This is a genomic window from Pseudoalteromonas sp. H105 (genome assembly GCF_001469215.1).
Lineage (GTDB): Bacteria > Pseudomonadota > Gammaproteobacteria > Enterobacterales > Alteromonadaceae > Pseudoalteromonas.
Genome location: NZ_LOFH01000013.1, coordinates 32,975 through 47,876, shown reverse-complemented (window position 1 = coordinate 47,876; position 14,902 = coordinate 32,975). Strand labels below are relative to the sequence as shown.

The 14,902-nt window shown below is 40.2% G+C and carries 12 protein-coding genes; 3 read left to right on the top strand and 9 right to left on the bottom strand.

Translation table 11 applies throughout. From position 1 onward, the window contains the following. Nucleotides 1-188 precede the first annotated feature (188 nt). Nucleotides 189-1,337 carry an acetylornithine deacetylase gene (gene argE / locus ATS75_RS17860; protein ID WP_058561779.1) on the top strand — a complete coding sequence of 383 codons (1,149 nt, stop codon included), beginning with the start codon at nt 189-191 and terminating at the stop codon, nt 1,335-1,337. A 42-nt stretch (nt 1,338-1,379) separates the two neighbouring features. On the opposite strand, the gene panP is transcribed toward argE, so the two are convergent. Further along, nucleotides 1,380-3,008, bottom strand: coding sequence for a pyridoxal-dependent aspartate 1-decarboxylase PanP (gene panP / locus ATS75_RS17855; RefSeq protein ID WP_058561778.1), 1,629 nt, complete (start codon nt 3,006-3,008; stop codon nt 1,380-1,382). Between the two features lie 261 nt (nt 3,009-3,269). On the opposite strand from panP, the gene ATS75_RS17850 reads away from it, so the two are divergent. After that, entirely contained in the window at nt 3,270-5,207 is a 1,938-nt protein-coding gene (locus ATS75_RS17850) for an EAL domain-containing protein (RefSeq protein WP_058561777.1), read from the top strand. On the opposite strand, the gene trmB is transcribed toward ATS75_RS17850, so the two are convergent. From trmB to mpl, 5 genes are read right to left on the bottom strand one after another with little or no spacing between them, the layout of a single operon-like run. Beyond that, a complete protein-coding gene (trmB, locus tag ATS75_RS17845; RefSeq protein WP_058561776.1) occupies nt 5,137-5,805 on the bottom strand; it encodes a tRNA (guanine(46)-N(7))-methyltransferase TrmB in 669 nt (222 codons plus the stop codon). The two genes, ATS75_RS17850 and trmB, sit on opposite strands and share 71 nt — an antisense overlap. Then, entirely contained in the window at nt 5,805-6,572 is a 768-nt protein-coding gene (locus tag ATS75_RS17840; RefSeq protein WP_058561775.1) for an ABC transporter permease, read from the bottom strand. The genes trmB and ATS75_RS17840 overlap by 1 nt, the downstream gene beginning before the upstream one ends. Next, nucleotides 6,573-7,502 (bottom strand): ABC transporter ATP-binding protein, encoded by a 930-nt coding sequence (locus tag ATS75_RS17835; RefSeq protein ID WP_058561774.1) that lies wholly within the window; start codon nt 7,500-7,502, stop codon nt 6,573-6,575. It lies immediately after the preceding gene. Beyond that, nucleotides 7,499-8,122, bottom strand: coding sequence for a flavin prenyltransferase UbiX (locus ATS75_RS17830; RefSeq protein WP_058561773.1), 624 nt, complete (start codon nt 8,120-8,122; stop codon nt 7,499-7,501). The genes ATS75_RS17835 and ATS75_RS17830 overlap by 4 nt, the downstream gene beginning before the upstream one ends. A 19-nt stretch (nt 8,123-8,141) precedes the next feature. Next, nucleotides 8,142-9,491 (bottom strand): UDP-N-acetylmuramate:L-alanyl-gamma-D-glutamyl-meso-diaminopimelate ligase, encoded by a 1,350-nt coding sequence (mpl, locus tag ATS75_RS17825; protein WP_058561772.1) that lies wholly within the window; start codon nt 9,489-9,491, stop codon nt 8,142-8,144. Between the two features lie 583 nt (nt 9,492-10,074). Between mpl and ATS75_RS17820 the strand changes: the two genes are divergently transcribed. Continuing rightward, nucleotides 10,075-12,978 (top strand): TonB-dependent receptor domain-containing protein, encoded by a 2,904-nt coding sequence (locus ATS75_RS17820; RefSeq protein ID WP_058561771.1) that lies wholly within the window; start codon nt 10,075-10,077, stop codon nt 12,976-12,978. A gap of 77 nt (nt 12,979-13,055) precedes the next feature. On the opposite strand, the gene ATS75_RS17815 is transcribed toward ATS75_RS17820, so the two are convergent. From ATS75_RS17815 to folB, 3 genes are read right to left on the bottom strand one after another with little or no spacing between them, the layout of a single operon-like run. Continuing rightward, nucleotides 13,056-13,856 carry an undecaprenyl-diphosphate phosphatase gene (locus ATS75_RS17815; protein ID WP_058561770.1) on the bottom strand — a complete coding sequence of 267 codons (801 nt, stop codon included), beginning with the start codon at nt 13,854-13,856 and terminating at the stop codon, nt 13,056-13,058. Continuing rightward, nucleotides 13,853-14,341: a 2-amino-4-hydroxy-6-hydroxymethyldihydropteridine diphosphokinase gene (gene folK, locus ATS75_RS17810; protein WP_058561769.1), complete on the bottom strand. Its 489-nt coding sequence runs from the start codon at nt 14,339-14,341 to the stop codon at nt 13,853-13,855. Before folK ends, ATS75_RS17815 begins: the two co-directional genes overlap by 4 nt. Nucleotide 14,342: 1 nt before the next feature. Further along, nucleotides 14,343-14,702: a dihydroneopterin aldolase gene (gene folB / locus ATS75_RS17805; RefSeq protein ID WP_058561768.1), complete on the bottom strand. Its 360-nt coding sequence runs from the start codon at nt 14,700-14,702 to the stop codon at nt 14,343-14,345. Between the last annotated feature and the right edge of the window lie 200 nt (nt 14,703-14,902).

The following is a 14,902-nucleotide window of genomic DNA, read 5'->3' as shown; positions in this document are numbered from 1 at the left end:
TAATAATGTTAAACATATAGATTTAAAGTGCGTTGAAAGCACTATTTTAGGAATGAAACTAGGTTATCGTCGTTTAATAATCATGGCTCTACTTTGGTATAATTATGCTTAAAAAGTGAATTGATATTCATCATAAATACTTTTATATTGTTATGCAATTAGATTGAATAAATATTTTGGAATTTTTTATGTCACTCCCCTCTTTTATGTCTATGTATCAGCAATTAATTGCTGCACCTTCGATTAGCTCAATGGATGAATCTTTGTCTATGAGTAACAAGGGTGTCATCGATTTACTCACACACTGGTGCCAGGAATTGGGTTTTGAGTGTGAAGTAACAGAACTTTCAGGTGTAAAAGGGCGCTTTAACTTACTCGCAAAGCGCGGTGTGGGTGATGGCGGTTTAATGCTCGCAGGCCACACAGACACAGTGCCTTTTGATGATAGCCGTTGGAATTTTGATCCCTTTAAATTGAACGAATCTGACAATAAATTGTATGGCTTAGGTAGTATTGATATGAAAGGTTTTTTTGCTTTTGTATTGCAAGCAATTAGTGAGCTTGATAAAGCGAATCAGACCCAACCAATTTTGATTTTAGCCACTGCTGATGAAGAAACAACCATGGCGGGCGCTCAGCAAATTTGTCAGCATCCAAACTTAAAACCTGCACGCTGTATAATCGGTGAACCTACCGATATGACCCCTGTATTTACACATAAAGGGCATATGAGTACTGCTATTAGGGTGGTAGGGCGTTCTGGTCACAGCTCAGACCCAGAGCGCGGTCTAAATGCAATTGAAGTAATGCATCACGTTATATCAAAACTATTAACTTTAAAACACGAATTAAAGAATAAATATTCAGTTGAGCACTTTGTTATACCTTACCCAACGCTGAACTTAGGCCACATACATGGCGGAGACAATGCAAATCGTATTTGTGGTTGCTGCGAAATGCATATTGATATGCGCCCACTGCCAGGGCTAAGTGTCCAAGAACTGCAAGCAATGTTATTAAAGATAGCGGCAGATATTAATAATCAATACCCTAATACCGTCAGTGTTATTGATATGCATGAACCTATTCCCGCATTTACAGGAAGCACTGACTCAGCACTTGTAAAGTTAGCAGAAAAAATATCGGGAGAAAAAGCGGTCGCAGTCAATTACTGTACTGAGGCGCCTTTTATTCAACAGCTTGGTTGTGAAACCATTGTGATGGGACCCGGCTCAATAAATCAAGCCCACCAGCCGGATGAATTTTTAGCGATAGAAAAAATAAAACCGTCTCAGAAAATGATCACTGAAATGATTCAAGCCAGTTGTTTTAATTAGTGTGTATTTTAAATTAGGGGGCTGACAACATCCCCCCCTAATTTAATCCATATACTTGGATAAAAACTTTTTGAAGACTGGATCTGTTTTTGCGAGCTCTTTTTGTTCAGCTAAAATATCTTTTAAGATGACTTCTGAGGTCAGCGGGTTTGCCAGCACAACACGAAATACCACGGTTGGTTGATGGTCATACTTAGCAGGCGTTAAACGCGTACGTGATACAAAAGATCGTCCTGCTTCACGTTGGCGCTTTTGCATACTCGCTGTGAAGCGATTTAATGAAGCAAATATGTCTAATCGAGTTTGCTCATCAGCATTCGCTATCTTCTGCTGAATTTGTTTTGGCACATAACGGTAAGTCAGCAAACATAACTCAGGCTCAGAGATTAATTCAAAATCTTCATCTGCCTTCACCAAATCAGCAAAATAACGCGCTTTTTCTATGCCTTTATCAATTAGTATTTCATACCCTTTGCGGCCAATAACTCGCAAACACGCATGTACAAGCATGGCCATACCAGGGCGACTACCTTCAAGTGTATGACTGCCTAGATCTTTTGAGCCTTTACGTAAAATGTATTCAGCGTGATGCTCTATCGCATCAGTAGCGGCAGGGTCTTTAAATAAAACCAGCCCTGCGCCCATTGGCACATACATTTGTTTATGCGCGTCAATCGTTATTGAATCTGCGCGTTCAATGCCTTTGAGTAAAGGTCTGTATGTCTGTGAGAGCAGTGTCGCGCCGCCCCAAGCGGCATCTACATGAAAATGACAGCCTAATTCATGGCTCAAATCAGCCATATCATCAAGAGGATCAATATTACCTGTTTCAGTTGTGCCTGCTACGCCCACAATCGCCATAACCTTAATGCCTTGGGATTGAAGCGCGTGCGCTTTGTCACGCATAGCTGCAATGTCTACTTTATTATCGTTTGCTGTTTTTATCGCAATAAAGTTATCACGACCAATTCCCAGCAAATCAGCGGACTTACCCAGTGAATAGTGTCCTCGCTCAGACACTAATACAGCTAGACCTTTGTAGCCATAATGCAGCATTGCACTAATTAAACCTTGTGAGCCAATTCCTTTAAACTCACCATCGGCTTTTAACAAACGATTTCGTGCAATCCACAATGCAGTGATGTTAGCGACAGTACCGCCTGAACAAAACGCGCCCAGCGATGTTTTTGCACTGTGCATCCACTTGCTATAAAAGGCATCATTTTGCCCATATGCAAGATGATGAATCATACCAAGCACTTGACGCTCCAGAGGAGTAAATGCTTTCGATGTTTCAATTTTGACTAAGTTTTGATTTAGTCCCACCATGAGCTTTGATAATGGCAATACAAAATGCGGCAATGCTGACGTCATGTGACCAATAAAGCTAGGTGCTGCGGTATGCACTGAATGTGCAACCAATTGCTCCATAATATCTTGCGCATAAGCAGAAACAAATGTCGGATCTTCTGGTATCACCGCCGACTGAAAATCTTTTTCAATTTCATGCAGTGGCTTTTCTATGGCCGCAATGTTCTCATTTAAGAAACCAGCCAAATTGCTAGAAATCTCAAGTTCGATTTTACTCAATGTTGAGTCCGGTGCTTCAGGCACGGTAAATATACGCATCAGAGTTTCTTTAGAGGCGACGGCACAACGCTTTTGATCCATCTTAATACCCAGTAAGTGCAGTTTTTCATAATCAAAGTACCTACGATATATGGCTTTTTGAATAATAAACTAAACCGCATTGTTTCTACGAAATGCGCTAACTTTACTGCAATAGCGTATAAATGTCTCGTTTAAAGCCATAAAAGCCGACAATTGCATGACAAATTAATGATAAATTAGTTAATAATCCAAGAAAGATTTAATTATAGGCAGCAGTTTCTTTTTTTGTATAATGTCCCAGCAATCAAAAAAGGGACAAGCATGGTTAATACGAGTTTAAGGACAAACTGGATCGTCGCAGGTTTTTTAATCTTTTTAGTGAGTTTATTCAGCTACGTTTACTATACATATCACACTGCCCGTGAAGAGATTATGCAGCAAATCGATACGCGATTATTAAATGCTGCGGTGAGCGTAAAACATATATTAGGCAATGATTACCACACAACTATAAACTCAGGAAAAACGATACCACACTTTTTATACCAACAAAGAAGCCGTCAACTGTCAGAGTTCGCTCGCGCACTTGATGTTGAGTATGTTTATGCCATGGTATTAAAGAATAACAACGTTCACTTCACCGCCTCTAGCTATACTCAAGAGGATCAAAACTCCGGCAAAGTAACCCAATTTTTTGATCTTTACCCTGAAGCCACTAAAGCCAATATGAGTGCGTTTTACTCTACTGAACCTGTTTTTGAAATATCAAAAGATCAATGGGGGCATTTTAAAAGTATCTTTGTGCCTTATATCGATAGCAAGGGAAATACCTATCTCACGGGTGCAGACATTAAAATGTATGATCTTAATGAGCACCTTAATAAAAGCGTGTCAAAAGCGGCTGCGCTTGCGAGCTTTTTCTTCTTTATCGCTTTATTAGTGGCAAGTATTTACATTTACCTTTTAAAGCGTGCTCTTTCGACGGATAGCAGCAGCGGTTTTGCAAATCATATTGCGCTTGAATATTACATGAGTAAGTCGCCCAATCTTCATTTGCAGGTTGCTGTTGTATGGGTCAATGAAATTGAAGATATTAATAGTTTTTATGGCACCAAAGTCGGCGACAAAGTAATGAAAAGCTTACTCGAATACTTTGCTAAACGACGCCCAACAGGAAGCGACGTTTTTCGTTTAGCGACGAATAAGGTTGTCTTAATCGCCCCTTTTAATGAACAACACACTGGGTTCAGTGACTTAATTCAAGGGTATAATTTCAGTTCACCTCTACTGAAAGAGCCCTTCATCTATATAACATTGTGTGCAGGTGTTGCCTATGGAAACAAAGCAATGCTACTTGAAAATGCGCACATTGCGGCCCTGCAAGCAAAACAAGGTCGATTTAGCGTGATTAATTATTCTAACGCATTACATGACGTCAAAAATCAATATCAATACAATGTAGAAATGGCTAAAGAAGTCCGCGAGGCGTTTGATAACAACCGAATCGTTGCCTACTTCCAACCTGTTTATGATTATAGCTGCGATATGATCATACAATACGAGTGTTTAGCACGTATGATCACCGCTCATGGCGATATATTACTCCCCGACTCATTTTTAGATGTGGTGAATCGTTCGCGTATGGATGGAACGCTGACTCGCACAATGCTCACTCAATGTTTTGAGCGCTTTAGGCGAACAAGCCTTTGCTGGAGCATTAATATTACTGCGCATGATATGCTAGACCCTAGCCTCACTGAATACCTTGAGCAAGAGCTCAATCGTTATCCCCAGCCGAGTAATATTACGTTAGAGCTTTTAGAAACCGAAGCGATAGCAAACTTTGCTGAAGTGAAAGCATTTATCGCATTGGTAAAGCAGCGTGGTGTAAAAGTAATAATCGATGACTTTGGCACAGGTTACTCAAACATCTCTAACGTGTTAAAGCTGGATGTAGATGGCATCAAGCTTGATGGTTCACTGATAAAACAAATTATCCATGACACTGACATTTATCTTTATATTGAGCACATTGCGAGCTTTGCAAAGCAGTTAAACCTAAAACTTATTGCAGAGTGTGTTGAAAATAAACCGACCGTCAACACACTCTTAAAAGCAAATATACACTTAATGCAAGGCAATTACTTTGCACCACCTGCGCCACAAATAAACCCGCATATGAAAACGTTTAACTTAACTCAATCACTAAACGGTGACTCTGTTGACCACTCGCCCAATATTTTCGCTCAAATGGAGTGATCGCAGTGTCACTTTTATAATGTTCAACATCGCAATTATGCCCTGTTAAATGAAGTGCTCGGGCAAATTCTTTCACATAAATATCCCAGTTACTTCGTACTTCTAATCGCCCACCTAACTTAACAATAAAAGGAAAAATAGCAGCTCCGTGCCAACGTCGCTGAATATGCTTCGCTTTAGGCCATGGGTTTGGATAGAGCAAATAATGATGCGTAGGCTGCCAACCTGCTAATACAGCCAAACGCCAAAAGTCATTTAAATCTGCTTGCACCAAAATATATTGGCCTGAGTCTGTTTGTTTATATTCCACATCATGCTTTTCTAAGCGATGTGATGACTTGTCTATACCAATCACTAACGCATCAGGATGGCGCTTCGCTAAATTAGCCGTGCTCTCACCGACACCACAACATGAATCAAGGATCAATGGCCCATTAAACGCTTGTACTTTTTCGTTCACCTCATCAAACGCTGACTGCGTATGCGCAGCAATAGGCTTTTTAAACTCTGCTTTTAAATGTTTAGTGACAATCTCATCAAGCTTTTCATTTAAACCCTCTTGGTTTGATACAATACTTCGTGAATTTGCATCGCTCATCAGTGTCTAAGCCCCACGCCTTTCTTAATTAGCGTTAACGCTAAAGTAAATAAAGCTGTAATAAATAATAACAACACACCAAATGCGACCGATAAATCAACATCTGATACACCTAAAAATCCAAACCTAAATGCATTAACCATGTAAATGATCGGGTTGATCTGTGACACACCCTGCCAAAAATCAGGTAACAGGGTTATCGAATAAAACACACCGCCCAAATAGGTTAATGGCGTTAAGATAAACGTAGGAATAATACTGATGTCGTCAAAACTATTTGCATAAATCGCATTAATTAAACCACCTAATGCAAACACAGCTGACGTTAAAACAACTGTGGCAAAAATAACAAACACATTATGAATTTGAATATCCACAAACAGTAAAGATACACAGGTAACGATTAAGCCAACCAACATACCGCGGGTCATCCCTCCTCCCATATAACCCAGTACAATAATGTAGTTAGGCACAGGCGCAACTAACAGCTCTTCTATACTTTTTTGGAACTTAGTGGAGTAAAAACTCGATGCAACATTAGAATAGGAATTAGTAATAACCGACATCATAATTAAGCCTGGAACAATAAACTCCATGTAGCTAAAACCGCCCATTTCACCAATTCGAGAGCCAATTAAGTTACCAAAAATAACAAAGTATAAACTCATCGTAATTGCTGGCGGTACTAATGTTTGCACCCAAATACGTAGAAAACGAATGCACTCTTTCATCCATAAACTTTTTAAGGCTACGCCATATTTAAACATTTACTTATCCCGCCCTTGCTCTAATAAACCGACAAACAATTCTTCTAGCCTATTTGCCTTGTTACGCATGCTTAGCACCGTATTCCCCTGCTCTGTTAACGCACTAAACACAGCATTGAGTCCTTGCGACTTAGCCACTTCAACTTCAATTGTATGGTCATCAACCATCGAGAACTGATAGCCATTGAGTAACACAGGCTGCACTGGTTGCTTTAAGTCCAAAATAAAGGTTTCTTTATCAAGCTTTGCCAGAAGTGCTTTTATTGTGGTGTTTTCGACGATAATACCCGAATCGATAATGGCAATGTTTTTACAAAGCAGCTCAGCTTCTTCAAGATAGTGCGTGGTAAGAATAATTGTCACACCTTGTTCGTTAATCTGCCTTAAGAAATCCCACATAGAACGACGTAGCTCAATATCAACACCCGCTGTAGGCTCATCAAGAATGAGTAATTTTGGTTCATGCATGAGCGCACGAGCAATCATCAAGCGACGCTTCATTCCGCCTGATAAGGTACGTGCCTGTTTATCTTTTTTCTCAAGTAAGCCAAGTTGCGCAAGGTATTTATCTGCTCGCTGATGGGCTACTTTACGCGGTACACCATAATAACCAGCTTGGTTCACTAATATTTGGGTCAATGTTTCAAACTGACTAAAGTTAAACTCCTGCGGTACTAAACCCAACTCCGATTTAGCGGCCTCCAAATGAGTATCAATATTATGACCAAATACCTCAACCTGACCGGCCGTTTTATTCACAAGCGACGATATAACGCCTATCGTCGTAGATTTACCTGCTCCATTTGGACCCAGTAGTGCAAAAAAATCACCTTTTTGCACCTGTAGGTCAATATTCTTAACTGCTTCAACGCCATTTTTATAAACTTTTCTGAGGCCCTGAATTTTTAAGGCTGTTGTTTGTTCGCTCACTTTTTACCTTCCCCATATCCCCATCGCTTAGTTAGGGTATGTTCAATGTTTAAATGATCTAAAATTCGTGCCACCATAAAATCAACCAAATCACTGATTGATTCAGGTTGATGATAAAAGCCCGGTGCAGCCGGCATAATGGTGACGCCCAATCGAGCAAGTTTTAGCATGTTTTCTAAGTGAATCTCGCTAAATGGCGTCTCCCTTGGCACTAAAATAAGCTGCCCACGCTCTTTGATGACGACATCTGCTGCTCGCTCAAGTAAATTATCAGATGCCCCAATAGCAATAGCAGATACAGATCCAGCACTGCATGGGCATACGATCATCTTTTTAGGAGCTGCAGAGCCTGAAGCGACAGGGCTAAACCAATTATCTTTACCAAATACTTGTAGTTGCTGTGGTGCGGCATTAAAAAGCGCGCATAACTGCTGTGTGGCTTTATCTTCATTTGCTGAAAGCTTGATATTTGATTCTGTATCCAATACAACGCGTGCTGCACTGGAGATCAACACATACACTTTAAACTGTTGTGCGAGTAACACTTCGAGTAATCGTAAGCCATAGGGAGCACCCGATGCCCCGCTAAATGCTAATGTGATCGTTTCTTTATATTGCACTTAAGCTCTCACTTTTGAGTTAATTAAACTTCGTTTCTATCGCGCTAATTAATTGGTCATGCAGACCATTAAAGCCGCCATTACTCATGATTAAAATATGTTGGTGTGGCTGTAAATTACTCGTAACGTGGTTAATTATTTCGTGAGTATGAGTAAAGCAATTCATACCAGCTTGCTCAGCTTGCTCACTCAAAGACCAATTAAGGTTATCTGGTTCAAATAAATAAACATCATCCGCATCAATCAGTGAAGCTAAAAGTGTATGTTGATGAACGCCCATTTTCATGGTGTTTGAACGCGGCTCTAAAATCGCAATTATTTTTTCATTGCCAACCTTAGCCCTGAGCCCTGACAATGTCGTTTTAATGGCTGTTGGGTGATGGGCAAAATCATCATACACTTTGATATTTGCGATATCGGCCTTAAGCTCCATACGCCTTTTTGGGCTAATAAACTCGGCTAACGCATTAATACTGTGCTCAATCGCAATACCAACATGGCGAGCCGCTGCAATGGCCATTATGGCGTTTTTAACATTGTGCTCACCGATTGCTTGCCATTTAACTGTGCCAACCACTTCATTGTGAAGTGAGACAGTAAACTCACTACCATCATTTTTCAGTAGGTTATAACCCCAATCATCGCCTAATGTTTCGCTCTCACTCCAGCAGCCTTGATGGATAACCTCAGCCAATGCATGTTCATCATTTGGCCAAATTACTTTGCCACTACCGGGTAATGTACGCATCAAATGGTGAAATTGTTTTTTGATTGCATTTAAATCATCAAAAATATCCGCATGATCAAACTCTAAATTATTTAAGATAAGCGTTCGAGGTAAGTAATGTACAAACTTACTGCGTTTATCAAAAAATGCGGTGTCATATTCATCCGCTTCAATTACAAAGAAGGGACTTTGCCCCACACGTGCTGAAACGCCAAAGTTTTGTACGATGCCACCTATTAAAAATCCCGGTTTTAAGCCTGCATATTCAAGTATCCACGCCAACATACTTGCGGTCGTGGTTTTACCATGTGTACCTGCAACCGCTAATACCCATGAGTTTTGCAATAAATTGTGCTTCAACCATTCAGGTCCTGAAGTATAGGGCAGGCCTTTATCTAAAACGTATTCAACGCACGCATTACCACGGCTCATTGCATTACCAATAACCACCATATCTGGTGCTGGGTCAAGTTGCGCAATATCATAACCTTGAGTGAGCTTTATACCGAGCGATTCAAGTTGAGTGCTCATTGGTGGATAGACGTTTTGATCTGACCCCGTTACAGTGTGGCCAAGAGATTTAGCGATTGCGGCAATACCACCCATAAATGTACCGCAAATACCCAAAATATGAATATGCATCTGTGTTCCTTTGCTGCATTTCTAGGTGCGCAGCGCAATTAATAATAGCGATTGTAGGCCCAATATAATGCCAAATTTAGTGCCTAGTTACCATTGTCATCTCGCATAACACTTTTGCAAAAAGTCACTTAATCGCAGCAATTTCACAAAAGTTCATTGCAAGCAGTTTAAATGCGCAAAATTCAAACGTCATTTTTTATACAAAACTGATATTAAAGCTCATTTTATAAACTAAAACATTTATAAATAATTTAATTTTAGTTAATAAACAAAATTTTATCGCCTCCAAAAAACAACGCAAAAATAAAACGTAAACTCATGATTACATAATAAAAACTTAAATATCATCGCCATACCAAGAAATACCCATTATAAAAACAAAGTACACATTTACGAAACAATTGATACATTCCCTTATTTCAAGACTCAATTTGGGTACTGTGATAAAACATCTGCAAATTACATTTACTTACATTTTCTGATGTTTATTTGGTGTCAGCCAAAACTAGCTCAGTAGTGAAAGTAAATAAGTTCCATCAAGTTTTAAATCGGTCTTTAAAACTTGTCGAAATTAAAAGGTGTTATGTTGAAAAAATTAAATCTTATCGCTGCCGCGGTTAATACTGTACTTGTAACAGGTGCTTTTGGCGTATCAAGTGTATTTGCACAATCAACAACGGATGCTAAGCCTGTTGAACGCATTCAAGTGACGGGTTCAAAAATCAAACGCTTTAACCTAACGTCACCAACGCCTGTTACTGTGATCAGCGGTGTTGAGATGGAAAACCAAGGTATAAGTAACGTTAATGATTTGCTTGCACAGATGCCACAAGCCACTGTTGGGCTGTCACCAGAAACGACAACCAATACAATTTACGCGTCTGGCCTTAATACGACCGACCTTCGTGGTTTAGGATCGGAGCGCACATTAGTGCTTGTCAATGGCCGCCGCTTCGTACCTGGCTCTATCGGAGACACGGCGGTTGATTTAAATAATATTCCAACCACTATGATTGAACGCATTGAGATTGCAACCGGGGGGGCTGCTGCAGTATACGGTGCCGACGCTGTTGCAGGTGTGGTCAATATCATCACTAAAAAGTCAATGGACGGTATTGAACTTGATGTCTCTACCATTCGACCAGAGCAAAGTGGCGGCGAGCAAAACAACTTCTCAATTACCGGTGGTATGGAAGGTGATAAACTTTCTTTCATTGCCTCATTTAATTACACAGAAAACAAAAGCTATGGCAAGCTAAGCCGTGACTTCTACCGCAATCCTGTGAACTCATTCGCAAACCCTGCAAACACAAGTGGTGATGATGGTATCCCTGCACGTGTTGTTTTAGGTCAACCCACTGGCCTTGCTTATTATTCACAAGGCGGTGACTTTTTTACTAAAGATGCCTTTGTTGATAACGGCTATGCTAACCACCATTACACTTTTGATGCTAACGGTAACGTACGTGCTTTCGATTATGGCTTAGGTCGTATTCCGAATCCTGGTGTTGGCCGTGATGCAACAAGTTATTTTCAAGATAGTCAAAACCAAGGTGACGGTGTATTTGGCCACGGTTATAAAAGTTATTTTCAAACGCCACTAGAGCGCGTCATTGCCTCAGCGTATGGTACTTATGAACTAAACGAGGACCACACGCTCACGTTTGACTTTACCTACTCAAATACAGAGGCAACCACAGAAAGTTCACCCGCTTTCTTTAGGCATACAATTCGTCGTGATAACGCGTTCATCAAGAACGATATGGCTACGCTTATGGATGACAACGAACTTACATCAGTCACGCTTCGCCAAGCCAATGAACATCTATGGGGCGATCGTGCATACAATCAAGAGCGTGAAGTATTTCGCACCTCGATTGGCGCTGAAGGTGTTTTAAGTGATGAATGGGGCTACTCGACATACGCACAATTTGGCCGCATTGAACAAGACACATTATGGACTGGTGAAGTACTCACGCAAAACTTAGCAAACGCTATTGATGCGGTTGAATACCAAGGAAACGTTGTATGTGCCAAGCGCAATGCTAACGCAGATGTAATTGGTGCAATCGAAGGGTGTACGCCTTTTAATACGATGGGAGCAACATCAGCGACTCAGGCTCAATTGGATTATATTGGCACGACGGCAACACGTTTTGCTAAGCACGACCAAGTTGTATTTGCATTGACTGTTGACGGTTCTTTGTTTGAGTTACCTGCCGGTTATGTTGCTGCCGCATTTACTGCAGAACACCGCCGTGAATCAGCCGTCATAACACCTTCTGAAAATATGCAAAAGGGCTTAATCTTTGGTAATTCAAGCTTGCCTATGGATGGAGAAATTGATGTCAATGAGCTGTCTGCTGAAGTTTCAATTCCATTATTAGAAGATGCCTTTTTCGCAACTGACTTAACACTTGAAACAGCATTTCGCTACATGGATTACTCAGTAACAGGTGAAGATAATGCTTGGAAACTAGCGCTTAACTGGGGCGTAACTGACGAACTGCGTGTACGTTTGAACCGCTCAAAATCAGTACGTGCACCAAACTTAGGTGACTTATTTACGCCAAACTCAAAGACATTTAGTTCAGGCCGTGCTGACGTATGTAGAGCGGATTCAATTACAGAATCAGGCAGTAAATATAAAGATAATGTGATTAAAAACTGTCAAGCAGCAGGGCTTACTGAGGGTTGGATGCCTTCAAAAGAATGGTTAGCCGGTGGTAGCTTACCAGGCTATATTCAAGGCAACCAAAACCTTGAAAATGAAACATCAAACGATTATACAGTTGGTTTAATTTACACGCCTGAGCTTGTGGAAGGATTAGACTTAACACTTGATTACTGGTCTTTTGAAGTTGAAGGTGCGATTGAATACTTTGGCCGAAACAGTGTTGAGCTCTGTTATGAGTCATCATCTCTAGATAATCCTTTTTGCAGTAACGTTGTCCGTAACGAACAAACCGGCGAGATTGAGAACTTCTTCACTCGTCCAATAAACGCCGCTGTGATCAATAAAAAAGGGGTGGATGTAGAATCGGCATACCGTACTGAGTTGTTCTCTGGCGACTTAGCACTAAAATTAACGGCAACGTACCTGATTGATGATAATAGTAATTCAACAGGCCGCGCCGAAGATTTCCGTAATGATGTTGGTGAAACAGCCTCTCCTCGCTGGAAAGGTCGTTTTAACGTTGTTTACTCACACGATGATTCTGCTTATGTACTCACCATGAACTACCGCCATGCAACAGTGAATGATAATGATTGGACCATCGAAGCAAACAACTATAACAACATCCCGTCTTATACTACGTTTGACTTTATGTACAAAACGTACCTAATGGATGAATTGCAATTACGTGTTGGTGTTAATAACATTTTAGACCGTGAGCCACCGCGCAATCCGTTTACGTATGATGATGGTGAGTTCTTTGATGTAAAAGGCCGCCGCTTATCATTAGGCGCTAAATACACATTCTAATTAAAGATTGTATTTAATTGCTAAAAAACGCCTTAGTTCAGTGAACTAAGGCGTTTTTATTTGTATTGCATAATTGCCTAAATCATTAAAAATGCAATTAAACCAATACCGAGTAATAAACGATAAATAACAAAAGGCATCATGCCCATGCGTTCAATGATTTTTAAGAACAAGAAAATACATGCGTACGCTGAAATGAAAGATAAACCCGCTCCTAAAATCAACGTAGTCCAATCAACAACCTCATCACCCAAAGCTAACTCAGCTGTATAATACAGCCCCATCATCGAAATAACAGGTATAGCCAATAAGAACGAAAAACGTGCTGCGCTTTGTTTGTTCATCCCCAACATTAAGCCCGCCGTCATGGTAATACCTGAACGAGATGTGCCTGGGATCATAGCCATAGCTTGTGCCATGCCTATCATCAGGGCTGATTTCCAGTTTAATTGGTAAATTGTTTTTGTTTGTTTGCCTTTCACATCGGCATACCAAAGTAATAAGCCAAACACAATTGTTGTCACTGCAATGACCCATGCACTGCGCAAATATAATTCAATCAAATCTTTAAATACTAAGCCCAAAACAGCCGCAGGAATTGTTCCAATGATTATCCACCAGCCAAGCTTACTGTCATCCGAAGCCCCTTGCTGACCAAATGATTTAAACCAAGCGCCGAGTATATCCACGACTTCTTTACGAAAGTAAATAACAACGGCCACTAACGTCCCCACATGCACAGCAACATCAAAGGCTAGACCTTGGTCTTCCCACCCTAATATTTGCGAAGGGAGAATTAAGTGTGCAGAACTTGAAATAGGTAAAAATTCTGTCAACCCTTGGATCAGGGCTAAAACGATAATTTCAATAATACTCATGGGTTAGTAAACTCCACCTTCCATAGTTTTTGATTGGGATTGTTGTAATCACGCCATAGTTTAGCGATCGTTTGCTTAACAACAGGGTGGTAAAAATGTGGGGCAATTTCAGCCAGCGGCTGCAGCACAAATGCATTCTTGGTTATTTCATCTCGAGGCAATTGCGCCGGTGCATTACAAATAACATCATCATAAAATAATAAATCGAGATCTAACGTCCGTGGGCTAAACTTTTTGTCGTTGGCTGTTCGACCATTATCTCGCTCAATTTTTTTTAATAATTGGCATACTTGGTCGAGCGGCATGTCAGTATTTGCGCCCACTACAGAGTTATAAAAGTTTCTGCCTGTAAAGCCTACGGCTTCACTTTCAAATACATTTGAGTGTTCAAGATCTGGGAAAAAAAACTTTAACGTTATTAGAGCCTGGCGAATATAGTGCTCTTTATTTACATTTGAGCCAAGGCTAATATAAATCTGAGCCATATTAACTGGTTGCCTTTTGGCGGGTAATTTCAACACCGACCGTTTGTGCTTGTGCAACCGCAGCGGGTTTACTCACTTTAATCATCACCTGTGAAGTATTAAATTCAGCTAGAATAATAGCGGCAAGTTGCTCTACCAATGTCTCTAAAAGTTCAACTGGCTTGGCCCTTGTGTGTTCAATGACACGTTCACTCACTGTTGCATAATCTAATGCTAAATTTATATCATCAGTTGTTGCAGCTGGCTTTATGTCGCACAACATTTCTATATCAAAATATAAACTCTGTTCAGTTTCTTTTTCAAAATCATAAACACCTATGATAGTGTCAACATGTAGTTGTGATATAAAAACCTTATCCATAACAGCTCCAACTGGAAAATTTAAACTCTCTAAACGAGTTTTCACACGCTATAATTTATATTTATATCATTTATATACTTTTAGTGTGTTTAACTATAAGAAATTTAACAATACAATACGTCATAGGTACAAAGGAATAACCTAAATATTGAACGCAAGTGTATGTGATGTTAATTTTGTCGCCAATGATAGCCGAAAAA

Coding starts and splice junctions, on each gene's coding strand:
- argE (WP_058561779.1), top strand. CDS start 189: ATGTCACTCCCCTCTTTTATGTCTATGTATCAGCAATTAATTGCTGCA.
- panP (WP_058561778.1), bottom strand. CDS start 3,008: ATGGATCAAAAGCGTTGTGCCGTCGCCTCTAAAGAAACTCTGATGCGT.
- ATS75_RS17850 (WP_058561777.1), top strand. CDS start 3,270: ATGGTTAATACGAGTTTAAGGACAAACTGGATCGTCGCAGGTTTTTTA.
- trmB (WP_058561776.1), bottom strand. CDS start 5,805: ATGAGCGATGCAAATTCACGAAGTATTGTATCAAACCAAGAGGGTTTA.
- ATS75_RS17840 (WP_058561775.1), bottom strand. CDS start 6,572: ATGTTTAAATATGGCGTAGCCTTAAAAAGTTTATGGATGAAAGAGTGC.
- mpl (WP_058561772.1), bottom strand. CDS start 9,491: ATGCATATTCATATTTTGGGTATTTGCGGTACATTTATGGGTGGTATT.
- ATS75_RS17820 (WP_058561771.1), top strand. CDS start 10,075: ATGTTGAAAAAATTAAATCTTATCGCTGCCGCGGTTAATACTGTACTT.
- ATS75_RS17815 (WP_058561770.1), bottom strand. CDS start 13,856: ATGAGTATTATTGAAATTATCGTTTTAGCCCTGATCCAAGGGTTGACA.
- folK (WP_058561769.1), bottom strand. CDS start 14,341: ATGGCTCAGATTTATATTAGCCTTGGCTCAAATGTAAATAAAGAGCAC.
- folB (WP_058561768.1), bottom strand. CDS start 14,702: ATGGATAAGGTTTTTATATCACAACTACATGTTGACACTATCATAGGT.